23 protein-coding genes are annotated in these 23,391 nt (G+C 71.7%); 6 read left to right on the plus strand and 17 right to left on the minus strand.

Features of this window, described 5'->3' with window-relative positions; genetic code table 11:
- Positions 1-113 precede the first annotated feature (113 nt).
- The 4 genes from ACSQ2D_RS09485 to glnA form a co-directional block, all read right to left on the minus strand.
- Complete coding sequence (locus tag ACSQ2D_RS09485; protein WP_435985706.1) at positions 114-1,811, minus strand: MFS transporter; 1,698 nt, start codon at positions 1,809-1,811, stop codon at positions 114-116.
- A complete protein-coding gene (locus tag ACSQ2D_RS09490; RefSeq protein ID WP_435985707.1) occupies positions 1,808-2,251 on the minus strand; it encodes a DUF1810 domain-containing protein in 444 nt (147 codons plus the stop codon). The genes ACSQ2D_RS09485 and ACSQ2D_RS09490 overlap by 4 nt, the downstream gene beginning before the upstream one ends.
- A gap of 63 nt (positions 2,252-2,314) precedes the next feature.
- On the minus strand, positions 2,315-2,941 hold the full coding sequence (locus tag ACSQ2D_RS09495; RefSeq protein WP_435985708.1) for a DUF305 domain-containing protein: 627 nt from the start codon (positions 2,939-2,941) through the stop codon (positions 2,315-2,317).
- A gap of 156 nt (positions 2,942-3,097) precedes the next feature.
- Positions 3,098-4,522, minus strand: coding sequence for a type I glutamate--ammonia ligase (gene glnA / locus ACSQ2D_RS09500; RefSeq protein WP_435985709.1), 1,425 nt, complete (start codon positions 4,520-4,522; stop codon positions 3,098-3,100).
- A 201-nt stretch (positions 4,523-4,723) separates the two neighbouring features.
- On the opposite strand from glnA, the gene ACSQ2D_RS09505 reads away from it, so the two are divergent.
- Positions 4,724-5,203, plus strand: coding sequence for an RDD family protein (locus ACSQ2D_RS09505; protein WP_435985710.1), 480 nt, complete (start codon positions 4,724-4,726; stop codon positions 5,201-5,203).
- Between the two features lie 99 nt (positions 5,204-5,302).
- On the opposite strand, the gene ACSQ2D_RS09510 is transcribed toward ACSQ2D_RS09505, so the two are convergent.
- The 5 genes from ACSQ2D_RS09510 to lipB form a co-directional block, all read right to left on the minus strand.
- Positions 5,303-6,037: a DUF4191 domain-containing protein gene (locus ACSQ2D_RS09510; protein ID WP_435985711.1), complete on the minus strand. Its 735-nt coding sequence runs from the start codon at positions 6,035-6,037 to the stop codon at positions 5,303-5,305.
- 5 nt (positions 6,038-6,042) lie between these two features.
- The gene (lipA, locus tag ACSQ2D_RS09515) at positions 6,043-7,068 is read right to left on the minus strand and encodes a lipoyl synthase (RefSeq protein ID WP_435985712.1); all 1,026 of its coding nucleotides are present in this window, start codon (positions 7,066-7,068) and stop codon (positions 6,043-6,045) included.
- Between the two features lie 122 nt (positions 7,069-7,190).
- Positions 7,191-8,240 carry a hypothetical protein gene (locus ACSQ2D_RS09520; RefSeq protein WP_435985713.1) on the minus strand — a complete coding sequence of 350 codons (1,050 nt, stop codon included), beginning with the start codon at positions 8,238-8,240 and terminating at the stop codon, positions 7,191-7,193.
- Entirely contained in the window at positions 8,237-9,208 is a 972-nt protein-coding gene (locus ACSQ2D_RS09525) for an ABC transporter ATP-binding protein (protein WP_435985714.1), read from the minus strand. Before ACSQ2D_RS09525 ends, ACSQ2D_RS09520 begins: the two co-directional genes overlap by 4 nt.
- A 110-nt stretch (positions 9,209-9,318) precedes the next feature.
- A complete protein-coding gene (gene lipB / locus ACSQ2D_RS09530) occupies positions 9,319-9,978 on the minus strand; it encodes a lipoyl(octanoyl) transferase LipB (RefSeq protein ID WP_435985715.1) in 660 nt (219 codons plus the stop codon).
- A gap of 36 nt (positions 9,979-10,014) precedes the next feature.
- Here lipB and ACSQ2D_RS09535 point away from each other — a divergent pair, with 36 nt between their 5' ends.
- Together ACSQ2D_RS09535 and ACSQ2D_RS09540 are read left to right on the plus strand one after the other, a co-directional pair.
- On the plus strand, positions 10,015-11,082 hold the full coding sequence (locus ACSQ2D_RS09535; protein ID WP_435985716.1) for a Gfo/Idh/MocA family protein: 1,068 nt from the start codon (positions 10,015-10,017) through the stop codon (positions 11,080-11,082).
- Positions 11,083-11,205: 123 nt separating this feature from the next.
- The gene (locus ACSQ2D_RS09540) at positions 11,206-12,831 is read left to right on the plus strand and encodes a serine/threonine-protein kinase (RefSeq protein WP_435985717.1); all 1,626 of its coding nucleotides are present in this window, start codon (positions 11,206-11,208) and stop codon (positions 12,829-12,831) included.
- Here ACSQ2D_RS09540 and ACSQ2D_RS09545 read toward each other — a convergent pair.
- The 3 genes from ACSQ2D_RS09545 to lpdA are packed head-to-tail and all read right to left on the minus strand — an operon-like array spanning position 12,809 to position 17,018.
- Entirely contained in the window at positions 12,809-13,717 is a 909-nt protein-coding gene (locus tag ACSQ2D_RS09545; protein ID WP_435985718.1) for a TIGR01777 family oxidoreductase, read from the minus strand. The genes ACSQ2D_RS09540 and ACSQ2D_RS09545 overlap by 23 nt on opposite strands.
- A 24-nt stretch (positions 13,718-13,741) precedes the next feature.
- On the minus strand, positions 13,742-15,607 hold the full coding sequence (sucB, locus tag ACSQ2D_RS09550) for a 2-oxoglutarate dehydrogenase, E2 component, dihydrolipoamide succinyltransferase (protein WP_435985719.1): 1,866 nt from the start codon (positions 15,605-15,607) through the stop codon (positions 13,742-13,744).
- A gap of 31 nt (positions 15,608-15,638) precedes the next feature.
- Positions 15,639-17,018, minus strand: coding sequence for a dihydrolipoyl dehydrogenase (gene lpdA / locus ACSQ2D_RS09555; RefSeq protein ID WP_435985720.1), 1,380 nt, complete (start codon positions 17,016-17,018; stop codon positions 15,639-15,641).
- Positions 17,019-17,219: 201 nt separating this feature from the next.
- Here lpdA and ACSQ2D_RS09560 point away from each other — a divergent pair, with 201 nt between their 5' ends.
- Together ACSQ2D_RS09560 and ACSQ2D_RS09565 are read left to right on the plus strand one after the other, a co-directional pair.
- Positions 17,220-17,567 (plus strand): hypothetical protein, encoded by a 348-nt coding sequence (locus tag ACSQ2D_RS09560; protein WP_028785791.1) that lies wholly within the window; start codon positions 17,220-17,222, stop codon positions 17,565-17,567.
- 141 nt (positions 17,568-17,708) lie between these two features.
- Positions 17,709-17,897 carry a DUF5302 domain-containing protein gene (locus tag ACSQ2D_RS09565; RefSeq protein WP_435985721.1) on the plus strand — a complete coding sequence of 63 codons (189 nt, stop codon included), beginning with the start codon at positions 17,709-17,711 and terminating at the stop codon, positions 17,895-17,897.
- A 77-nt stretch (positions 17,898-17,974) separates the two neighbouring features.
- Here ACSQ2D_RS09565 and ACSQ2D_RS09570 read toward each other — a convergent pair whose 3' ends face one another.
- Positions 17,975-19,444 carry a leucyl aminopeptidase gene (locus ACSQ2D_RS09570; RefSeq protein WP_435985722.1) on the minus strand — a complete coding sequence of 490 codons (1,470 nt, stop codon included), beginning with the start codon at positions 19,442-19,444 and terminating at the stop codon, positions 17,975-17,977.
- Positions 19,445-19,628: 184 nt separating this feature from the next.
- Here ACSQ2D_RS09570 and gcvT point away from each other — a divergent pair, with 184 nt between their 5' ends.
- The gene (gcvT, locus tag ACSQ2D_RS09575; protein WP_435985723.1) at positions 19,629-20,747 is read left to right on the plus strand and encodes a glycine cleavage system aminomethyltransferase GcvT; all 1,119 of its coding nucleotides are present in this window, start codon (positions 19,629-19,631) and stop codon (positions 20,745-20,747) included.
- A 71-nt stretch (positions 20,748-20,818) separates the two neighbouring features.
- Here the strand turns inward: gcvT and ACSQ2D_RS09580 are convergent, their stop codons facing one another.
- From ACSQ2D_RS09580 to ACSQ2D_RS09595, 4 genes are all read right to left on the minus strand, one after another.
- Entirely contained in the window at positions 20,819-21,268 is a 450-nt protein-coding gene (locus tag ACSQ2D_RS09580) for a CoA-binding protein (RefSeq protein WP_435985724.1), read from the minus strand.
- 4 nt (positions 21,269-21,272) lie between these two features.
- The gene (locus ACSQ2D_RS09585) at positions 21,273-21,770 is read right to left on the minus strand and encodes a hypothetical protein (protein ID WP_435985725.1); all 498 of its coding nucleotides are present in this window, start codon (positions 21,768-21,770) and stop codon (positions 21,273-21,275) included.
- The gene (locus ACSQ2D_RS09590; RefSeq protein ID WP_435985726.1) at positions 21,767-22,096 is read right to left on the minus strand and encodes an ArsR/SmtB family transcription factor; all 330 of its coding nucleotides are present in this window, start codon (positions 22,094-22,096) and stop codon (positions 21,767-21,769) included. Before ACSQ2D_RS09590 ends, ACSQ2D_RS09585 begins: the two co-directional genes overlap by 4 nt.
- A 100-nt stretch (positions 22,097-22,196) precedes the next feature.
- Complete coding sequence (locus tag ACSQ2D_RS09595) at positions 22,197-23,333, minus strand: P1 family peptidase (protein ID WP_435985727.1); 1,137 nt, start codon at positions 23,331-23,333, stop codon at positions 22,197-22,199.
- Between the last annotated feature and the right edge of the window lie 58 nt (positions 23,334-23,391).

Here is a 23,391-nt window from a genome sequence, read left to right on the forward strand (position 1 = left end):
CCGAGGCAGGGTGGCAGGGCGCGAGGGGCATGGTGTGGTGATCCCGTGCGCGTGGAGAGAGGCCGTCAGAGAACCTGCGAACGCGGGTGTGGCAATTTAACCCATTTGTCCGGCTACTGCCCAGTCAACGAGGACATCGACCTCCGGACACGCCGAACAGAGCGCGTGACCCGTCGCTCAGGATGAGGTATGCCGCGCTCGTCCGGGACGCCGGTGGTGAGGCCGGGAAGGGCCCGGCCGGGATCCCGGATCAGCGTCCGAGGGTGGACGCTGCCCGTTCGCGCCGCCTGCGCCCGCGCAGGTCGAGGGAGCTGGCGAGCAGGGCGACCGCGACGAGGCCCGCGGTGACGCGCAGGGCCGTCGACGCGTCGAGACCACCACCCGAGGCGGCCGTCGAGTAGAAGACGGCTCCGACGAGGGCGATCCCGGCTGCGGTGCCGATGCGTTGGCCGGTCTGGAGGAGCCCGCCCGCGGTGCCGGCTCGCTCGACCGGGGACCTGGGCGACGGTGAGGGTGATGTTGGGCGAGATGACCAGCCCGCTGCCGAGACCGGCGACGAGCAGGGGGCCGGCGAGCCACCAACCGAGCGAGGCGTCGTGGACCGTGCCGAGCACGACGTCCACCGCCACGATGCCGACGAGCACCACGCCCAGCCCGCCGGTCACGAGCGACCTCTCGAAGCGACTGACGAGTCGCCCACCGATCGCGGAGGTCACGGCCGACCCGGCGGCGAAGGGAGTGACCGCCAGGCCGGCGAGCAGCGGCGAGTAGCCGAGCTGCTGCTGGAAGAAGATCGTCAGCACGAAGAAGATGCCGGTGAAGCCGCCGAAGTAGATGCTGCCGACTGCAGCGCCCGAGGCATAGCCGGGCACGCGGAAGAGAGCCAGGTCGACGAGTGGGCTCCGGCCGCGCCTCGTGTAGGTGCGCTCCCACCAGAGGAAGACCACGAGGAGGACCCCGCCGATGACGGCGACCCACCCCGGCACACCCGCGCCGCCACGCCCGGTCTCGACGACGGGCAGCAGGATGCCGAGCACGCCGGCGCCGAGCAGCACCACGCCGAGGGGGTCGGCGTCGACGTGCCGGTTCGGGTCGCGCGGCGGAGGGTCGGGCAGCCAGCGCATCGCGAGGACGACCGCGACCACGGCGACCGGCAGGTTGACGAAGAAGATCCACCGCCAGCCGCGCTGCTCGCCCAGGCCGTCGAGGATGACCCCGCCGACGACGGGTCCCACGGCCGTGGAGATGCCGATGATCGCGCCGAGCAGGCCGAACGCCCGGCCACGCTCGGCGCCGCGGAAGAGCTGCTGGATCAGACCCGAGACCTGCGGGTTGAGGATCCCGCCGGCCGCCCCCTGGACCAGCCGGGCGACGATGAGCAGGGTGGCGTTCGGCGCGATCCCGCAGGCCAGGCTCGCGAGCCCGAAGAGGACGACGCCGACGACGAACACGGTGCGGCGGCCGAGCGCGTCGCCCAGGCGTCCCGCCGGCACGAGGGTCAGGCCGAAGGCGAGCGCGTAGCCGGACACGACCCACTGCAGGTCGCTCGGGGTGGCCTCCACCCCGGTCTGGATCGAGGGGAGGGCCACGTTGACGATGCTGACGTCGAGGAGCGTCATGAACCCGGCCACGAGGCACACCCACAGGGCCTTCCAGCGCCGCGGGTCGGGCTCGCCGTCCGCTGCGCCTCCCATGGTCCGACCGGATGGCTCACGGTCGGTCCGCCGGTCGGTCCGCCGGTCGGTCCGCTGCTCGGTCCGCCGGTCGGTCCGCTGCTCGGCGAGGCCGGCCTCGACGGCGTCGTCGGTCACGAGCCGAGGATCCCGGTCGTCGCGTCGTCGCGGCGGCCCTCGAAGAAGTGCTCGAGCACGCGGGCGAACGGCTCGGCCTCCTCCGCGTCCCGTGCGGCGAGCTCGAAGAGCGTCATCGACGAGCGCAGCTTGGTCGCGTCGACGGGACCGAGCACGCGCACCGGGTCATCGGTGTCGAGGGCGTCGAGCGCGTCCGCGCACTCGCGCAGTCGGGGTCCGAGGACCGGGTGGCGCAGGTAGGCGCGGGCCTCGCGAAGGCCCGACACGGCATACGCCCTGGCGGTCTCGCTCCTGCCCAGCCCGCTGACCTGGGGAAGGACGAACCACATCCAGTGACTGCGCTTGGCGCCGCCCCGCAGCTCCGAGAGCGCGGCGGCGTAGGTGCCGCCCGCGTCCTGGGCGCGCACGAACCGCTCGAGGTCGGGGGAGTCGTCCGTCATGTGGAGGTCGTACCCGAGAGGCCCGCGCGACCGGACACCCCTGTCCAGGGTCGCGCCCGTCGGTCAGGACGTCAGCGCACGCATCGTGGCGATCTCCCGCTGCTGGCCGGCGACGACGGCCTGGGCGAGCGCTCGCACGTCGGGGTCCGCGGTCGTCGAGAGCACCGTCCTGCTCATCGTGACGGCTCCCTCGTGGTGGGCGATCATCATCGTGAGCCACAGCCGGTCGAACGCCTCGCCCTCGGCGTCGGCGAGCGTCGTCATGTCGGCATCGGTCATCATCCCGTCCACGCCGTGGTCCATGTGACCGGAGGCGCTCGTGGGGGCTCCCCACTGCTGGAGCCAGCCCGTCATCGTCGCGATCTCCGGTGCCTGCGCGGCGCGGATCTGGCGGGCGAGGTCCCTGACGGCGCTCGAGGTCCCCGCCTTCTCCAGCGCGAGGTCTGCCATCTCGACGGCCTGCTCGTGGTGGGGAATCATCATCTGGGCGAACATCACGTCACCCGGAGCCTGGGCCGACCCGGTCGTCGACGCCCCTGAGGTCGCCGACGGCGACCCGGCGTGGGTGGCCACCGAGCCGTGGTCCATGCCTGCGGGCGCCCCGGTGTCGTGCCCACCACAGGCGCCGAGCGCGAGGGTGGCCGTGATGCCGACGGCGGTGAGGACGGGGATGCGGTGTCTGTTGCGCACGATGTCTACTCCTCGGGTTTCGGGAGTCCAGCATACCCCATAGGGGTATCCCTGCCCGACTGGGCGGCGTACAGCGCGAAACGCGGGCCCCCGTAGGGACCCGCGTTCCGAGTGTGGCCGTCCCACCAGGGGACCGGCCGGTGCTGCCGAGTCGGCTCAGATGTCGAAGTACATCTCGAACTCGTGCGGGTGCGGACGGAAGCGGATCGGGTCCACCTCGTTCTTGCGCTTGTACTCGATCCAGGCCTCGATGAGGTCCTGCGTGAACACGTCGCCCTCGAGGAGGTAGTCGTGGTCGGCCTCGAGCGCATCGAGCACCTCGGGGAGCGAGCCGGGCACCTGCTGGATCGCGGCGTGCTCCTCGGGCGGCAGCTCGTAGAGGTCCTTGTCGACCGGCTCCGGCGGCTCGATGCGGTTCTTGATGCCGTCGAGACCGGCCATGAGCTGGGCGGCGAAGCAGAGGTACGGGTTCGCCGACGGGTCGGGAACGCGGAACTCGATGCGCTTGGCCTTCGGCGACGTGCCCGTGATCGGGATGCGGACGCAGGCCGAGCGGTTGCGGGCGGAGTAGACGAGGTTGACCGGGGCCTCGTAGCCGGGGACCAGGCGGTGGTAGGAGTTCACCGTCGGGTTCGTGAAGGCGAGCAGCGACGGGGCGTGCTTGAGCAGGCCGCCGATGTACCAGCGCGCGAGGTCGGACAGACCGCCGTAGCCGCGCTCGTCGTAGAAGAGTGGCTCGCCGTCCTTCCAGAGCGACTGGTGCGTGTGCATGCCCGAGCCGTTGTCACCGAAGAGCGGCTTCGGCATGAACGTCGCCGTGTGGCCCTGCTTCCACGCGGAGTTCTTGACGACGTACTTGAACTTCATGAGGTCGTCGCCGGAGTGGAGCAGCGTGTTGAAGCGGTAGTTGATCTCCATCTGGCCCGCGGTGCCGACCTCGTGGTGGCTGCGCTCGACGTTGAGACCGACCTCCTTGAGGTCGAGGCAGATCTTGTCGCGGAAGTCGGCGAAGTGGTCGACGGGGGAGACGGGGAAGTAGCCACCCTTGTAGCGGGTCTTGTAGCCCTTGTTGCCGCCCTCCTCGACGCGACCGGTGTTCCACGCGGCCTCGATGGAGTCGAGGTAGTAGTACGACGCGTTCTGCTTCGTCTCGAAGCGCACGTCGTCGAAGATGTAGAACTCGGCCTCGGCACCGAAGTAGGCGGTGTCGGCGATGCCGGTGGACTTGAGGTACTCCTCGGCCTTGCTCGCGATGTTGCGCGGGTCGCGGCTGTAGCGCTCGTCCGTGAACGGGTCGAGGATCGAGAAGTTCATGACCAGCGTCTTCTCGGCGCGGTACGGGTCGACGAAGGCCGTGGCGGGGTCCGGCACGAGCTTCATGTCCGACTCGTGGATCGCCTGGAAGCCGCGGATCGAGGACCCGTCGAACATCTGACCAACGGTGAAGAAGTCCTCGTCGACCGACTCAGCCGGCACGTTGAAGTGCTGCATGACACCGGGCAGATCGCAGAACCGAATGTCGACGAACTTGACGTCCTCGTCCTTGATGAACGTGAGGACCTCGTCAGCTGAGCTGAACATCCAACCTCCTGATGTGGGGCGAGGGCGTCTCCCGGTCCGGGGCTCCACGGAGCGGCAGGGATCGAGGGACGGCCTCGTGCTGTCGGTGTCGACACTATCGACTGCCGATTTCTCTGCCATGACCCTCATGTTTCACGGGTGTTACGGATGGACAGGCCCGGGCAAAGAGCCCGGGCCGTGTCTCGTTACGCTGGACCCGTGGTGGACCGCAAGGATTTCGGCTCGTGGCTCGAGGGCCCGCGCGCACGTACGAACGCCGAGGGGCAGTACCGAGGCCGCGACCTCGGCCTGCCACCGCGCGGACCCGGCTCGGTGGCCGGCTTCGGCATCCGGTTCGCGGGTGTGCTCGTCGACTGGACCATCGCGTCGTTCATCGCGAGGGGCCTCTTCGGGGTGCCGCTGCCGTTCTCGCAGCCCCCGGCGTCGGGCGCCCAGGGGTTCGTCGTGCTCGCCGTGTTCGGCGTCATGCACCTCGTGCTCGTCGGCACGGTCGGCTTCACGATCGGTCACCGGATCATGGGTCTGCAGGTGCGCTCGCTCGTGGGCGACCGCGTGCTGCCGCTCCAGGCCGTCGTCCGCACCGTCCTGCTCTGCCTCTTCCTGCCCGCCGTCGTCTGGGACCGTGACGGCCGGGGCCTGCACGACAAGGTGCCGAACACCGTCATCGTGCGCACCCGCTGACGCGAGCACGCCTGCGAGGACGGGGTATGCGCAAGGGCCGGTTCCCGGGGAACCGGCCCTTGCGCATACCTCTGGGTCGTGCCGCCGTGGCGGCCGGGCTCACTTGCCGCGCAGGGCCTTCCGGTCCATGCGGGCGCGCATCGGGTCGACGCCGGGCGGGAGCGGGGCGCGCAGGCCACCGAGTGCCTTGAGGCGCTTGTTGACGAGCGCCATCTCGTCCTTGGTGATCTGCGGCTTGAGGCGCTGGACCTTGCTCGCGAGCTTGGGGAGGGGCACCTCGTTGTCGCCCGAGCCGACGCGCATCGTCGTGACCGGGACTCCGGGGGCGACGCGCTCGACGCGCTTCTTCTCGGTGGCGAGCAGCTTCTGGACGCGCGCCGTGGGGCCCTCTCCGACCAGGACGACACCGGGGCGGCCCAGTGCGCGGTAGACCATCGCGGCCGAGTTGATGTCGCCGGGCCGCGCCACGTCGGCGGCGACGGGCTCACGGTCGGTGTACCACCCGCGGCGGATCGAGGTGAGGGCGGCGCCGGCGGCGCCGGCCTGGCCCTCGATCTGGCTGTATGCCGCCCGCTCGGCGCGACGGCTCATGATGATCGTCGCGGCGAGGATGCCGAAGAGCACCCCGAAGATGCCGAAGATCCACGGCAGCTTGACGAGGAAGCCGATGACGAGCAGCACCCCGAAGACGACGAGGAACGACAGCAGCATGAACCAGCCGATGAGCGGGTCAGCCTGCTTGGAGACCCGGTAGACGTCACGGATCTGGGACAGCCGTCCCTGCTTCTTCTCCTGGGGCGCGCTGCTCGCGTCGCCGTCCTTGTTGCGTGCCATGGTGCTCAGGATACGGCGCTCTGGGCGCGGGCCACCAACGACGCCGCCTCCTGGCGGGCGGGGGACCCGGCGGCCTCGGCCAGGTGCGAGAGGTGGGCGGGGATCTCGCGCCCCCACTTGCGCATCGCGGTGGCCCACAGGCGACCGGCGCGGTACGACGAGCGCACGAGCGGACCGGCCATGACGCCCTTGACTCCCATCTCGTCGGCGACCTCGGACCAGTGCACGAACTCCTCGGGCTTGACCCACCGGTCGATCGGGTGGTGCAGCTTGGAGGGCCGGAGGTACTGCGTGATGGTGAGGATGTCGCAGCCGGCCTCGTGGAGGTCGCGGATGGCCTCCTCGATCTCGGTGTCGGTCTCGCCCATGCCGAGGATGAGGTTGCTCTTCGTGACGAGCTCGGCCTCACGGGCCATGCTCAGCACGGCCAGCGACTTCTCGTAGGTGAAGGCAGGACGGATGCGCCGGAAGATGCGCGGCACCGTCTCGAGGTTGTGCGCGAAGACCTCGGGCCGGGCGTCGAAGACCTGGCCGACGAGCTCCGGCTTGGCGCCGAAGTCGGGCGGGAGGATCTCGACGCCGGTGTTGGGGTTGAGCAGGTGGATCTGGCGGATCGTCTCGGCGTAGAGGCCGGCGGCGCCGTCGGGCTGGTCGTCGCGGGCGACACCGGTCACGGTGGAGTAGCGCAGGCCCATCTGGGCGACCGACTCGGCCACGCGGCGCGGCTCGTCGAGGTCGAGCGTCGTCGGGCGGCCCGTCGCGATGTCGCAGAAGTCGCAGCGCCGGGTGCACACGTCACCGCCGATGAGGAAGGTGGCCTCCTTGTCCTCCCAGCACTCGAAGATGTTGGGGCAGGCGGCCTCCTGGCACACCGTGTGCAGTCCCTCGGACTTCACCATCGAGTGCAGGGCGGTGTACTCGGGCCCCATCTTGGCCGTCGTCCTGATCCAGGACGGCTTGCGCTCGATGGGGGTCTCGGCGTTGCGCGCCTCGACGCGCAGCAGACGACGGCCGTCGGGAACGACAGACACACGGGCTCCTTGGTCGGGATTTGCTGCTCCGCACAGGTTACGCCTCTCCGCCGACGGTCCCGGACCACCCTCGACGTGGGCGTATGCCGGGTGGCCGGGTCCGGGGAGGGGCGTCCTCGGCGTCAGGTGACGTCGCGGCGCCGGAACGACGCGACCCCGACCAGCACGATCGCGAGCGCGACGACGAGGAGGAAGACCCAGCCGTGCGTGTAGGTGAGGGTCCGCTCGGTGTAGTCGCACGACGTGGGCCCGCAGGACTCGGCGACGTAGGTGGTGCCCCGCTCGACGACCGCCTCGATGTTCTTCAGGACCGACCACTGCTGGAGCCGGCCCTGGAGGAACGCCTGCATCGCGATGCCCTCGACGACGACGGCGAAGCCGAGCACGGTCCCGATGATCGCCGCCGTGTGCCGGAGCAGCAGGCCGAGGGCCGCCCCGACGACACCGGCGCCCACGGCCAGCGCGACGATGCGCAGCCCGAGCAGGGCCAACGGCTCCTCGAGCGGGGGCGCCTGGGGCAGCTGGAGGTCGGACCCGGGGCGGTTGACGACGGCGACCATGCGCGCGCCGAGGTTGGTCAGGACGAGGCCGAGGACGGCGACGACGGCGCCGCCGACGGCGGCCGCCGTGAGCTTGCTGGCGGCGACGCGCAGCCGACGTGGCTGGAAGGTGAGCCACAGGCCCATCGAGCCCGTGGAGAACTCGGCTCCGACGAAGCTCGCGCCGAGCAGCAGTGCCACGAAGGCGAGCAGCAGGGCGATCGTCCTCGCGATGCCGTCGGTGACCGTGTCGGCGACGGGCAGGGCGAGGCCCATCTGCTCGAGCGTCGGCGTCTGGCCCTGCTGGTCGCAGCCGAAGTCGAGCGTCTGGTCGCCGCTCCGGTCACGCTCGATGGCCTGCTGCTTGCGGCACTCCTCGATCATCCGGGGTGCTTCCTGCTGCATGATCCGGTAGCTGTCGAGCTGCTGGGCGAGGCGCTCGGGCGTGCTCGCGTTGTAGGCGTTGAAGACGCTGGCCCCGATGAAGACGACGACGGCGGCGAGAGCCACCTTCGTCAGGCGGCGCCACCAGAGTCGGCGCAGCTCGACGCCGACGAGGCCGACGAACGACGTGCCCTTCGGCTGTCGGGCTGCGCGGGGCCCGGAGTCGGGGGAGACGAGGGTGCTGCTCATGCCGCACCCCCGTTCCGGCGACCGCCGGCGGCCCGGTCGGCCTCGCTCCCGAGGCCCTCGTCGGCGGTGAGCGCGAGGAAGGCCGACTCGAGGTCCGGACGCACCGGGACGAGCTCGGCGACGTAGAGACCGTGCCCGGCGAGGGAGCGGGTGACGGCCGAGGGGTCGTCGGTGCCGACGACGAGGTAGGCGTCGTCGCGGGTCAGGGTGAAGCCGTCGGCGGCCAGCACCTCGGCGGCCCGGTCGGGCGAGGCGACGCCCACCCGCACCTGGGCGGTGCCGGCGGCACCCGCGCCGCCGAGGATGTCGCTGACGCGCCCCTCGGCGAGCAGCGACCCGTGGCCGATGATCGACACCGTGTCGGCGACCTGCTCGACCTCGGCGAGGATGTGCGAGCTGACGAGCACCGTCTTGCCCTGCTCGCCCAGCGACCTCATCGTGTCGCGCACCTCGCGGATGCCGGCGGGGTCGAGCCCGTTGGTGGGCTCGTCGAAGATGAGCAGGTCGGGGTCCTTGAGGAGCGTCGCCGCGATGGCCAGGCGCTGCTTCATGCCCAGCGAGAAGCCGGCGTAGCGGTCGCGCCCGCGGTCGCCGAGGTGCGTGGCCTCGAGCACCTCGTCGACGCGCTGTCGCGGGCTGCCGATCGCGCCCGCGAGCAGGGCGAGGTTCTGGCGGGCGGTGAAGGCGGGGAAGAACTTCGGCGACTCGACGATGGCCCCGACCCGGTCGATGACGTGCGGCAGCCGCTTGGGCACCGCCTCGCCGAAGACCTCGGCCGTGCCGGAGTCGGCGCGCACGAGGCCGAGCAGCATCCGGATCGTCGTCGTCTTGCCCGAGCCGTTCGGGCCGAGGAAGCCGTGGACGCCGCCGAGCGGCACGGCCATGGACAGGCCGGTGACGGCGACGCGTCTCGACCCTCGGCTCAGGTACGTCTTGCGTAGGTTGACGGTGCGGACGGCGACGTCCATCGATCCCCCTGGTTCGACCGGTTGGTGGTCGACACCCTAGGGGTGGCCCGAACGGACCGCGCGGGGACCCGCCGGTCACGACACGGCATACGGGACCCGGGGGCGGGAGGTCAGGCGAGGGCGCGGCGGTTCGGCTGGAGCGTCGGCAGGATGTCGGCGAGGTGCTTCTCGACGTGGGGGAGCACCTCGGTCACGGGCACGTCGCGCCCGAGCTCGTAGGACAGCGAGGTGACACCGGCCCCGACGATGCCGCACGGGATGATGACCTCGCCCCACGACAGGTCGGGGTTGCAGTTGAGCGCGAAGCCGTGCATCGCGACCTGACGGCTGACGCGGATGCCGATGGCGCCGATCTTGCGACGCGGGCCGCGGTCGTCGGCGGCGATCCACGTGCCGCTCTCGCCCTCGACGCGTCCGGCCTCGACGCCGAAGTCGGCGCAGACGCGGATCATCATCTCCTCGATGTGGCGGACGTAGCCGACGACGTCGATGGGCGCCGGGAGCCGGACGACCGGGTAGCCGGTGATCTGTCCCGGACCGTGCCAGGTGATCTTGCCGCCGCGGTCGACGTCGATGACGGGAGTGCCGTCGCTGGGTCGCTCCTGGGGCTCGGTGCGCTTGCCCGCGGTGTAGACCGCGCGGTGCTCGAGGAGGTAGACGGTGTCGGGCTCCTCACCCGCCACGACCTTCGCGTGCGTGTCGCGCTGGACCTGCCACGCCTGCTCGTAGTCGACGAAGTCGGGGTCGAGACCGAGGTGGACGAAGCGCATGCGGCCACCCTACGCCGGGCGGCATACGATGCCGGAATGCCTGCCACCGACGCGTCCCCGTCCACCCCGCCGCGTGTCGGACTCGTCGGCTACGGCTCGGCGGGCCGGGGCATCCACGCCCCGCTCATCGGGCGGGCCGGCCTCACGGTGGCAGCCGTGTCGACGTCGAACGCGACCCGCGCCGACGAGGTGCGGGCCGACCTCCCGGGGGCCGAGGTCGTCCCCGACCTCGAGGCCCTGCTCGGCGTCGAGGGTCTCGACCTCGTCGTCCTCGCGTCGCCGAGCGGCGTGCACGCCGAGCAGGCCGAGCGCGTCATCGAGGCGGGCATCCCGCTCGTCGTCGACAAGCCGCTCGCCGTCGACGCGAGCCGTGCCCTCGACGTCGTCGACCTGGCCGCCCACCACGGCGTGCCGCTCACGGTCTTCAACAACCGGCGCTTCGACCCCGAGCTTGCGGCGCTGCGCATCGTCCGCGACGACGAGCTCGTCGGCGAGATCTGGCGGGCCGAATACCGTTGGGACCGTTGGCGTCCCGTGCCCAAGCAGCGCTGGCGCGAGCAGGTCACCGCCGAGGAGGGCGGCGGTCTGCTGCTCGACCTGCAGACCCACCTGGTCGACCAGGCGGTGCTCCTGCACGGCGAGGTCGAGTCGGTCTATGCCGAGGTCGACTCCCGCACGACGGTCGCGGAGGACGACACCTTCCTCGCGTGCCGGCACACGTCCGGCGTCGTCAGCCACGTCATGTCGAGCTCGGTCAACGGCGCACCCGGACCCCGCGCCCGCGTCAACGGCTCGGCGGGCTCCTTCGTCATCGGCCGGCAGGTCGACGACGTCAGCGCGTTCACCGAGTTCGAGAACGACGGGGACGCGATCGGCTGGATCGTGCGCGGTGACGAGCGCGAGCGAGGACCGGTCGTGACCGACGCCGACCAGGCGGACTTCTACCGCGCGCTGGCGGTGGCACTGGCGTCGTCGGACCCGCAGGCGAAGATGCCGGTCGACCCGCGCGACGCCGTGCACGTGCTGGCGGTCGTCGACGCCGCACGGATCAGCGCCCGCGACCGACGGGTCGTCGACGTCGTGACGCCGGGCCAGACTCCCTGACGGGAGCCGGGCACCGACCGGTGGTCGTATGCCGGGTGGCCCGGTACGTCGTCGCGCGCGGTCCTCTCGCGACCCTGTGGACGACGCGCCCGCGGACGGCTGCGGCGCTGCTTGCATGGCCGGGTGACCGAGAACGAGCGAGAGCAGCCACCGGAGCGTCCCGACGTCGCGGGGCACCGCGTGGACTCCGTCATCGGCGTGGGATCGTCGGCGGTCGTGTGGTCCGGCGTCGACGCGACGGGACGCCGGGTGGCCGTCAAGGTGCCGCACCTCGTCCGCGACGAGCTCGACCGGCAGCAGTCGCTCGCCGAGCAACAGGTGCTGCTGGCCGTGCAGCACGACCACCTCGTGCCGCTGCGGTCGGTCGTGCCGCTGGCCGACGGCCGCGAGGCGCTCGTCTTCGACCTCGTCGCGGGGGCCCAGCTCGCCGGGATGGTGCGCAGCCGCGGCCACCTCCGGCCGGGCGAGGTGGTCACGGTCCTGACGCCCGTGTGCGAGGCCGTCGCCCACCTGCACGCGGCAGGAGGCCTGCACGCCGACATCTCGCCGTCCAACGTCATGCTGACCTCCGACGGGCGACCGGTGCTGCTCGACCTCGGAGCCGTTCGCGTGGCCGGCCACCAGCCCGGAGCCGTCCACGGCACGGCCGGCTTCGTCGCCCCCGAGGTGCTCCTCGGCGGCGCCCCGGACGAGGCCTCCGACGTCTACGCCCTCGGCGCCGTCGCGTGGTTCTGCCTCACGGGCAACGGTGCGCCGGACACGGTGGTGCGGCTCGACGAGGAGACCGTCGTGAGCCACGTCGGGCCCGAGCTCGCGGCCGTCGTCGCGGCGGCCATCGACCCCGACCCGGACCGCCGCCCGGGTGCGGCCGAGCTCGCACGGCTCGTCTACGACGCCGCTCCGGCCGAGCCCGTCGAGGTGGTGGTCGGAGCAGACCAGGCCTCGGCTCTGACCCACCGGCTCCGTGCCGAGGCCGGTCGCGAGCCATCGCTCGTGCAGCCCGACCGCCGTCGCTGGCCGCGGCGACTCGTCACGTCCGTGCTCGTCGCGCTGCCGCTGCTCGTGGCCGCCGGGTGGGCGTGGGCGGCCCGCGCTCCGGGAGCGACGGCGCCGCTGGCAGCGGTGGCCACGACGGACGCGAGACCGGGGTCCACGACACCCGGTGCCGCTGGGGCGGCGACAGCACGCCCGGCCCGAGTCCCGTCAGCCTCGCCGCCGACCGCGTCCTCGATGCCGTCGATGGGGCCGAAGCCGCCGATGGGGCCGAAGCCGCCGAAGCCGCCGACACCGGCGGTCCCGACGCCCTCGTCCGGGTCGGCCGTGGGCACCGCCGACCGGGTGCTGCGTGACCCCGCCGGCGCCTCGACGAGGCCGGAGGACCTGCTGCAGGCCCTCAGCGACCGGCGTACGGCCGCGCTCGTCGATCGCGACGCGAGCGCCTTGGCGGGAGTCCACGCGCCCGGCTCGCCGAGCCTGTCGAGCGACCGGGACCTGGTCTCCGGGCTCGTCGAGGCCCGCACGCGGTGGGAGGGGCTGCGGCTCGAGGTCGCCGAGGCGCTCTACGTGACGGGGTCACCCACGGAGGCGGTCGTCCGCGCCAGGGTCGACTGGACGGCATACGTCGTCGTCACCGCGGGCGGTGCGCGGCTCGGTCGACCGGCGGACGTCGGTCGTCAGCTCGACTTCCGGCTGACGCGTGGAGCGCAAGGTTGGCGGATCAGCGCGATCAGCGCTTCACCAGCCACCTGACGGCGCTCTCCAGGTCGGGGTGCTCGAACGAGAACCCGGAGGCGAGCAGGGCCTCGGGCTCGACGCGCTGGCTCGCGACGACGTAGTCGGCGAACTCGCCGATGACGGCGCGCAGGGCGAAGTGGGGCGCGGGGACGAAGGCCGGGCGTGACAGCGCCGATCCGATGGCCGAGGCGATCTCGCGCTGCCGGGCAGACCCCGGAGCGACGAGGTTGAACGGGCCGGTGAGCTCCGGGTGGTCGACGAGGTGCAGGATCGCGCGCACCTCGTCGACGAGGGTGATCCACGGCCACCACTCGCGCCCCGAGGCCATCGGGCCGCCGAGGCCGAGACGGCCGAGCAGCACGACCTGCTCGAAGGCGCCGCCCTCGTGGGCCATGACGAGCCCGGTGCGGGCCAGCGCGACGGGCAGGCCCGCCTCGACGGCGGGCCCGGTCGCGGCCTCCCAGCGGACGACGACGCCGGAGAGGAAGTCCTGACCCGGCGTGCTCGTCTCGGGGAGGTGCTCCTCACCCCGGTCGCCGTAGTAGCCGACGGCCGACGCGTTGACGAGACGGATGGTCTCGCCGGTGCGGTCGCGGTGGGCGACGAGGGCCTGCGCGACCGTACCGGTCGCGTCGGTGCGCGACCGCTCGACCTCACGCTTGTGCTCGGCGTTCCACCGGCGGTCGCCGATGCCGACACCGGCGAGGTTGACGACCGCGTCGACCCCGTCGAGCGCCCCCTCCTCGAGACGGCCACGGCTCGGGTCCCACTCGACCTCGTCCGGCGCGGACGGGGCATGGCGCACGAGACGCACGACGTCGTCCCCGCGCTCGGCGAGCGCACGACGAAGCGCGCCGCCGATCAGGCCGGACGAGCCGGTGACGGCGACGCGCTTCGTCATGGGGTGCTCCTCATGCAGGGGACCTCAGGCCTCGAACTGGCCCTCTTCGAGCCTGGCCTTCATCGTGCCGAGGAACCGTGCTGCGTCGGCTCCGTCGACGATGCGGTGGTCGTAGGACAGGGCGAGGTACATCATCGAGCGGATCGCGATGGTCTCGCCGCCGTCGGCGTCGGTGACGACGACGGGCCGCTTGACGATCGCGCCGGTGCCGAGGATGGCCACCTGCGGCTGGTTGATGATCGGCGTGTCGAAGAGCGCGCCGCGGCTGCCGGTGTTGGTGATCGTGAAGGTGCCACCGGCCAGGTCGTCGGGCGTGATCTTGTTGCTGCGCGTGCGCGCGGCGACGTCGGCGATGGCCCGGGCGAGACCGGCGATGTTGAGGTCACCGGCGTTCCTGACGACCGGGACGATGAGGCCCTTCTCCGTGTCGACGGCGATCGAGAGGTTCTCGCTGCCGTGGTAGACGACCTCGTCGCCCTCGATGCTCGCGTTGACCATCGGGTGCGCCTTGAGCGCCTCGGTCGCAGCGAGGGCGAGGAACGGCAGGAAGCTGAGCTTCGTGCCCTCACGGGCCTCGAAGTCGCTCTTGACCCGGGCGCGCAGGCGGGCGACCTTCGTGAGGTCGACCTCGACGACGGTGGTCAGCTGCGCGGAGACCTGCAGCGACTCGACCATGCGGGTCGCGATGACCCTGCGCAGTCGGGTCATCTTCTCGCGGGTGCCACGCTTCGGCGAGACCGCCGCAGCCGTGGGGGAGGCGCTGGGTGCGGCCGCGGCTGCCGGAGCGGCGGCGGGCTGCGCGGCGGGTGCCGGCTCGGCCGGTGCCTTGGCTGCCTCGGCGGCGTCGAGGACGTCCTGCTTGCGGATGCGACCGCCGACGCCCGTGCCGGTGATCGAGCCGAGGTCGACACCGTGCTGGTTCGCGAGCTTGCGGACCAGGGGCGTGACGTAGGCGGCGGCGTCGTCGCGCGACGGCGCCTCCGCCGGGGCGGCGGCCTCGGGGGACTGCTGGGCGGGGGCGCGCTCGGCGTCGGCCGGCTTTCCGGCAGCCTCCTGCGTCGCCTCCTCCGGCTGCTCCTGCGCCGGAGCCTTCGGCGCCTCGGCGGCGGGCTCGGGTGCCTTCTGGGGCTCGGGCTCGGGCTCCGGCGCCTTCGCGGGCTCGGGTGTCTTCTCGGGCTCGGCGGCCTTCTCGGGCTCGGCGGCCGCGGCGGGCGCGCCACCGCCGATGACGGCGAGGTCGGCGCCGACGGGGACGGTGTCGTCCTCCTGGACGAGGATCTTGGTCAGGGTGCCGGCGACAGGAGAGGGGATCTCGGTGTCGACCTTGTCGGTGGAGACCTCGAGGAGCGGCTCGTCGACGGCGACCTCGTCTCCCTCCGACTTGAGCCAGCGGGTGACGGTGCCCTCGGTGACCGACTCGCCGAGCGCGGGCATGGTCACGGTCTGGCCCTCGCCACCGCCGGATGCCGAGGAGGCAGCAGCCTGCGGCGCCTCGGCCTGCTCGGCCTCGGGCTCGCTCGTCGCGGCCTGCGGCTCCTGCTCGGTGCTCGGGGCCTCGGGTGCCGGGGCGGCCTCGGGCTCCTTCTCGGGCTCCTTCTCGGGCTCCGGCTCGGGCTCGGCGGCCGGGGCATCGCCACCGGAGGCGGGAGCGTCGTCGTCGCCGATGACGGCGAGGTCGGCGCCGACGGGGACGGTGTCGTCCTCCTGGGCGAGGATCTCCTGGAGGGTGCCCGCCACGGGGGAGGGGATCTCGGTGTCGACCTTGTCGGTCGAGACCTCGAGCAGCGGCTCGTCGACCTCGACGCGGTCACCGACGTTCTTCAGCCAGCGGGTGACGGTCCCCTCGGTGACTGACTCACCCAGGGCCGGCATGGTCACGCGTTCTGACATGACGTGTTTTCTCCTCTTCCCAGTTTCTGGCTCAAGCGTGTGCGTGCAGGGGCTTACCCGCCAAGGCCAAGTGTGCCTCGCCGAGCGCCTCGTTCTGTGTGGGGTGCGCGTGGATGAGACCGGCGACGTCCTCCGGGTGCGCCTCCCAGTTGACGATGAGCTGTGCCTCGCCGATCTGCTCACCCATCCGGGCCCCGATCATGTGGACGCCGACGACGGGCCCGTCGACCTGGCGCACGAGCTTGACGAAGCCCTGGGTGCCGAGGATCTGGGACTTGCCGTTGCCGCCGAGGTTGTACTCGTACGTCGCGACGTCGCCGTGCTTCTCGCGAGCCTGGGCCTCGGTGAGGCCGACGCTCGCGATCTCGGGGTCGCAGTACGTGACGCGGGGGATGCCCGTCTCGTCGATGGGCGCGGGTGCGAGGCCAGCGATCTCCTCGGCGACGAAGATGCCCTGGGCGAAGCCGCGGTGCGCGAGCTGGAGCCCGGGCACGATGTCGCCCACGGCGTAGACGCCGTCGACGCCGGTGCGCAGGCGCTCGTCGGTGGGCACGAAGCCGCGGTCGACCGTGACACCGGCAGCCTCGAAGCCGAGACCCTCGGTCACCGGCCCGCGGCCCACGGCCACGAGCAGCAGGTCGGCCTCGATGGTCTCGCCCGACTCGAGCGAGACGGTGACGACGTCACCCTCCTGCGTGGCACCCGCGAAGCGGACACCGGTCCGGAAGACGATCTTGCGCTTGCGGAAGGAGCGCTCGAGCTGCTTGCTGATCGCCTCGTCCTCGGCGGCGACGAGCCGCGGCAGCGCCTCGACGATCGTCACCTCCGAGCCGAAGCTCTTGAAGACGGAGGCGAACTCGACGCCGATGACCCCGCCACCGAGCACGACGACCCGGGCCGGCACGTGGTCGATCGAGAGGGCCTGCTCGCTCGTCATGATGCGGCCGCCGATCTCGAGCCCCGGGAGCGACTTCGCGTAGCTGCCCGTGGCGAGCACGACGTTTCGGCCGGTGATGCGACGGTCGCCGACGACGACGGTGTGCGGCCCGTCGAGGACGCCCGCGCCCTCGACGTAGTCGATCTTCGCGGCCTTCACGAGACCCTGCAGGCCCTTGTAGAGACGGCTGACGACGCCGTCCTTGTAGGCGTTGACGCCCGACATGTCGACCGACTCGAAGGTCGTCTTCACCCCGAACGACGCACCCTCGCGGGCGACGTCGGCGACCTCGGCCGCGTGGAGCAGCGCCTTGGTCGGGATGCAGCCCTGGTGCAGGCACGTGCCGCCCAGACGCCCCTTCTCCACGAGCGCCACGGAGAGCCCCAGCTCTGCCGACCGCAGGGCACAGGCGTAGCCGCCGGACCCTCCACCGAGAATGACGACGTCGTAGTCGCCTGCGGCACCAGCCGGCATGTGCATGTGCTCCTTCGGATGAATCGCCTGCTCCCGCCGTCGTGCAGCAGGAGTCCGCGGACGTTCTGGCGTACGCGTGGGTGGGCGTAGGGGTGGGCGTGCAACAGCATCTTGTCATTGATCGGATGAGACGTCACAGGCAGGTCACGCCTCCCGGCGCGCTGTGGTGGTGGGCACGGGTCGACCCCGTACAGTGCCGCCATGGGCTGGTTCTCACGACGCGGCAGCCGCAAGGGCAATCCCTTTCCCGGCCGGTCCGACGGGCCGCAGATGGAGATCGACCGGAAGGCGGTCGAGCAGCACCTGCGCGCGTTCGTCGAGTCGCGCCTCGGGGTCGAGGCCTACGTCGAACCCGCCACGAGCGTCACCCCGACGACGATCGTGCTCATCGCCTGGGACGGCGAGTGGACGCGTCGCGCCGTGCCGTCGCCCAAGGACGGCTTCGAGATGAGCCAGAAGCTCGGCGTCCCGGTCTACGACGTCAACAAGACGGGCTATCCCAACCGGATGCGCGAGTGGAGCAAGCGCCGACGTCAGGGAGATGCCTGACCCGGCGGCACGGCATACGACCTCGTCGTCGGTTGCCGGGCAAGAAGGCAAAAAGGGTGGACCGGGCCCCGGTTCGCTGACAGGGTGAAAAGTGTTCAGTCCGTGCCGGATTCGGCGCCACAGCACACAGGAGGTTCTCGAATGTCGAAGCAGGATGGCGAATCCGCAGGTCCGAGCGAGGAGATGAAGGCCAAGTTCCGGGCGGCGCTCGACAAGAAGCACGCCCACGGCGGCAAGGACGTCTCCGACGACCACGACCGCACCAAGGTGCACGGCGCACACGGCCCCGCCAAGGCCCAGCAGATGTTCCGTCGCAAGTCCGGCGGCTGATCCCAGCCGCAGACGCCGAGAGGCCCCGTTCCGTCACGGAACGGGGCCTCTCGCGCGTCGACGTCAGACGTAGGGCGTCAGACGTAGGACTCGGCGAGGCCGACCAGGGTGCGCACGCCGAAGCCGGTGCCGCCCTTGGGCCAGTAGCCCGTCGGGGCCTTGTCGTTGTAGGCGGGCCCGGCGATGTCGAGGTGGCTCCACGGGATGCCCTCGCCGACGAACTCGCTGAGGAAGATGCCGGCCGTCAGCATGCCGCCCTCGGCGCCGCCCTTGTGCGCGAGGTCGGCGTTGATCGAGTCGAGGCCGGGACGCAGCTCGGTGGGCAGCGGCATCGGCCACATGGCCTCGCCGACCGTGGAGGCCGCGTCGAGGACGCGGGTGCGGAAGTCGTCGTCGTTGCCCATGACGGCAGCCGTGTTGGCGAGCGCCACGACCTGCGCACCGGTGAGCGTGGCGATGTCGACGATGGCGTCGGGCTTGCTCTCCGAGGCCAGGGCGATGCAGTCACCGAGGACCATGCGACCCTCGGCGTCGGTGTTGAGCACCTCGACGGTCGTGCCGCCGCGCATCGTCACGACGTCGCTCGGGCGCTGGGCCGTCGAGCTCGGCATGTTCTCGGCGAGTCCGAGGTAGCCGGTGACGGCGATCGGCAGACCGAGCTCGGCGATGGCGAGGACGGCGCCGGCGACGGCGGCCGCACCGGCCATGTCGCACTTCATCGTCAGCATGCCGTTGGCCGGCTTGATGCAGAGGCCGCCAGAGTCGAAGGTGATGCCCTTGCCGACGAAGGCGATGGACGCCTTGGGTCGCGTGGGCGTGTAGCTGAGGACGGCGATCCGCGGCTCGTTGGCCGAGCCCTGGCCGACACCGACGGTGCCGCCGAAGCCGCCCGCACGCAGGGCCTTCATGTCGTAGGACTTGAGCTTGACCTTCGTGCCCTTGACGCGGTCGGCGAGGGAGTCGACGAACGTCTCCGGGTAGAGCAGGTTCGGCGGGAGGTTGACGAGGTCACGCGTGTACGCGACGGCCTCACCGAGCGCGGCCGCCCGCTTGACGGCACGACGCGAGGCGGCGTCGGCCGGACCGACGAGCGCGACGGCCGCGACGGCGTCGGTGCTCCGCGTGCCCGCCTTGGACACGGCGTACGCCCCGAGCGCCACGCCCTCGGCGACGGCGGAGACGACCTCGACGGACGTGCCCGGCACGACGACCGCGACCTTCTTCTTGCGGCTCAGCGAGCGGATCGCCCCGCCGATGCCCTTGCGGACGTCCTCGAGCGCGGACGCGTCGGCGGCCAGCTGGCCCACACCGGCGAGCACGACGAGCTTGGCGGCCACCTCGGGCACGGCCGCGAGGGTGGTGACCTCACCGACCTTGCCGGCGAGCTCGAGGTCGGTGACGACGGACTTGAGGTGGGCGACGGTCTTGCGGGGGAGTCCGTGGCCGGGGGCCAGGGTGGCACCGCCGTCACCGGGGACGAGCGCGACGACGAGCGCGTCGCCGGCCGTGTCGGCGGCCGAGCGGTTCGAGATGGTCAGGTTGGCCACGAAGGACTCCTTTGTCGAGGTGCTTGCGGGCGCACGGTCACAGCACGTCCTGAGGGGTGCGTCGAGGGTGCGTCGCTGGCGCACGGGCTCGTGCGCCGGTCGAACTCACGACACCGCCGCTGGTGGCGGCGTTCGATGATAACGAGCGGAGGCGGCATACCCGCTGGGCGGTAGGTTGACGACCATGACGACAGCGACGTCGGGGACGACCTCCCCGCTCACCTCACCCCTGCACGACCGCCACGTCGCCCTCGGCGCCAAGATGGCCGACTTCGGTGGCTGGGACATGCCGATCGAGTACCCGGGCGGCGGCGTCGTCGCCGAGCACACCGCAGTGCGCGAGCGCGTCGGCGTCTTCGACGTGAGCCACCTCGGCAAGGCCTCGGTGACCGGCCCGGGCGCGGCCGACTTCGTCAACGCGTGCCTGACCAACGACGTGCGCCGCATCCAGCCCGGCTCGGCGCAGTACACCCTGTGCTGCGACGACGCGGGGGGCGTCGTCGACGACCTCATCGTCTACCTCAAGTCCGACGACGACGTCTTCCTCATCCCCAACGCGGCCAACACCGCCGAGGTCGTCCGACGGCTGCAGGCCGCCGCGCCGGAGGGCATCACCGTCACGAACCTGCACCGCGACTACGGCGTCATCGCCGTCCAGGGCACGAAGAGCGACGAGGTGCTCGAGTCGCTGGGTCTGCCGACCGGCCACGACTACATGTCGTTCGTCGAGGCGGACTGGCAGGGCACGCCGGTCATCGTCTGCCGCACCGGCTACACCGGTGAGCGCGGCTACGAGCTCGTGCCGCGCTGGGACGACGCGCCTGCGCTGTGGGACGCGCTCGTCGAGGCGGTCGCCCCGTTCGACGGCAAGCCCTGCGGTCTGGGTGCGCGCGACACGCTCCGGACCGAGATGGGCTACCCGCTGCACGGACAGGACCTGTCGCTGCAGATCTCGCCCGTCCAGGCGCGCGCCGGCTGGGCCGTCGGCTGGAAGAAGGACACCTTCTGGGGCAAGCAGGCTCTCGAGGCCGAGCGTGCCAACCCGACGCGCCTCATGCGAGGTCTGCTCGTGACCGGTCGCGGCATCCCGCGCGCCCACTGCACCGTGTCGTGGAACGGGGCCGCGGCCGGCGAGGTCACGTCCGGCACCTTCTCGCCCACGCTCAAGCAGGGCATCGCGCTCGCGCTGCTCAACCCCGAGATCGCCGACGGCGAGACGGTGTCGATCGACGTGCGAGGTCGCGCCCTCGAGGCGACCGTCGTCAAGCCGCCGTTCGTGCAGGTGCAGGTCCGCGAGAGCTGAGTCCCCTTCTCCGAGAACGTATGCCGGGTGGCGCGCCCGAGTGCGCCACCTGGCACAGCGGCGTAGCGGCCTCAGCGGGCGCGGACGGCTGCAGCGGCCTCGACGATAGAGGGGGCGCTGACGAAGTCGACCCCGGCCTCGCGGGCGAGCGCTGCCCTCTGCTCGGCCTCGGCGTCGGTCAGGTGGACGCCGGCAGGGTCCCTCTCGCCACGTTCGTCGAGGCCGGACTGATGCCACAGGGTGGAGGCGCCGAGACGCCGGGCCTCGTCGAGCAGGCGCGGCATGTCATCGAATGGCCGGTGGCTGTAGATGATGTCGGCGTGCTCGGGAAGGCCGGACACGCGCTCGGTTTCCGGACGACCGTCGACGAGTCGGGTCACGTAGAGGTCATCGGGCTCCGGGCCGCCCTGGAAGGTGACATCGAGCCCGGCGGCGACGAGCGCGTTGGGGACGTCCTCGGACGGCCAGTCATGGAGCACGACGGTCCGGGCCGCTCGCAGGATCTCGACGGCATCGATCATGGCACTACCTCCGTGGTTTCGGTCCAGCTGTGCGGTCAGGGGCGATGGTGGTGCTGCGTCCGGGCGGCAGGTCCTCGCACCATGGAAGGAGCCAGCCGATGACATTGGGCCAGAAGAGGAAGGCGCGATCGCCGTCGTCGCGCAGGTACTGGTGCACCCGCACGGTCGTGCCGGTGGCGGAGGGCTCGAAGGAGACGTCCGTCTGGCTGTCGTCGACGATGCCGCGGTAGGACAGCCGGACTCCCGGCTCCCACGTGGTGATCTCGGCGATGACGAGCTCGCCGTCCGGGTAGACCTCGAGCACGCGACCGCCGGGTCGGCACTCGACACGCATCGTGGGCGAGCGGTTCGCGTCGAAGAAGTTGATCGGCCCCGGAACCCACCACGAGCCGATCTCGGCCGTGAAGGCCTCGAAGGCGCGCTGGGGCGGGACCCCCACGTCGACCTCGGCGCGGGCCTCGGGGCGGGTGCCCGGGGTTCGCGCGTCGCGACGGGGAGTCACGAACCCGCCTCGACGTGCGCGCGAAAGGCGGTGAGCTGCTCGTCCCACTGGGCCTGCACCTGGTCCATCCAGGCGCGGGCTGCCACGAGGCCGGCGTGGTCGAGTGCGAAGACGCGACGGCGTGCATCACGGGGGTCACGGGTGTCGGTGACGAGGCCGACCTCGTGGAGCGTCCGTAGGTGTCGGCTCATGACCGACGGGGAGACCGAAGCGAGCCGCGCGAGCTCGCCGGCGCTCAGTGGACCTCGTGCCAGGGTCTGCACGGTCGCTAGCCGTACGGGGTCGCCGAGCGCCGCGAACCTCTCGACGGCGAGAACGTCATGCATACCTGCAATATTTCATGACTTCCGCAACTAATCAAGAAGTCGTCAGGCCGTGCCGGCGGAGCCGGCTTGGTGGGCCGCGGACACGGCCACCGTGGATTCGCTACTCGCGGAGGGAGAAGCGGCGCCGGCCGTGGCGGTCGAGGATGCTCGCGAGACGCTCGCCGTCGAGGGCGTGGATCGTCAGGCCGTCGCGGCCCTCCATCGTCTCGGCCTGGAGCATGGCGTTGAGGATCGCCTCGGCGGTGGCCTCGATGACGGCGCCGAACATCGCGTCGAAGTACTCGAGGGCGAGCATCTCGACCTGCATCCCGATCTCGGTCCGGGCGCCGGGGCCCTGGTCGGGCATCCCGTGCGCGGCCGTCGAGAAGGCGATCATGAGGTCGCCGGAGTAGTTGTCCCCGCGGGCGCCGAACTTCGCGATGCCGAGCCCGGCGCGCTGGGCCAGCCGGTTGAGCTGGTGGGGGAGCAGGGGCGCGTCGGTCGCGACGACGGCGAGCACCGAACCCGTGCCCGGCGGCGGGACCCGGGTGATCTCGGACGTGCGGGGGAAGGGCACGACCTTCTTCGTGAGGACATGGCCGACGGGCACGCCGTTGACCTCGAAGTGCTTGCGGTCGCCGTGGTTGGCCTGGACGAGGACGCCCACCGTGAAGCGACGGTCGCCGAGGTCGACGACCCGCGAGGCCGTGCCGGTGCCGCCCTTGAAGCCGTAGCACTGCGTGCCCGTGCCGCCACCGACGTTGCCCTCTGCGATGACGCCGGTGCGCGCGTCGTCGAAGGCGGCATGCACGTGCTCGCGGGTGACGTGCTGGCCGCTGATGTCGTTGAGGATGCCGTCCCACGTCTCGCCGACGACCGGCAGCATGATCGGCATCCGCCCCGGCACCCGGGTCTCGCGGGCGATGAGGGAGTCGCGCACGACGCCGACGCTGTCGGTGTTGGTCAGGGCGATGGGGCTCGAGAGCATGCCCGACTCGTGCAGCCACTCGAGACCGGTCAGCTCGCCGAACCCGTTGAGCCGGTGGTAGCCGGCGAAGACCGGCTCGGTGGAGGCACGGCCGCCGTGGGGGAGCACCACGGTGACGCCGGTGCGCACCGGTCCCTGCCCGACGGTCATATCGCCCTCGCCGTGCACGATCGTGCTGTAGCCGACCCGTACGCCTTCGACGTCGGTGATCGCGTTGAGTGGACCCGAGCGCCCCGTCCCGATCTCGATCCCGACATCGGTGGCTCGCACGCGGTCTCCTCCTCGTCCACCCGCGGACCGGGAGAACCGGTGCTGCGGCTACGATCTG

It is taken from the genome of Terrabacter sp. LjRoot27 (genome assembly GCF_964254175.1).
Taxonomy (GTDB): Bacteria; Actinomycetota; Actinomycetes; order Actinomycetales; family Dermatophilaceae; genus Terrabacter.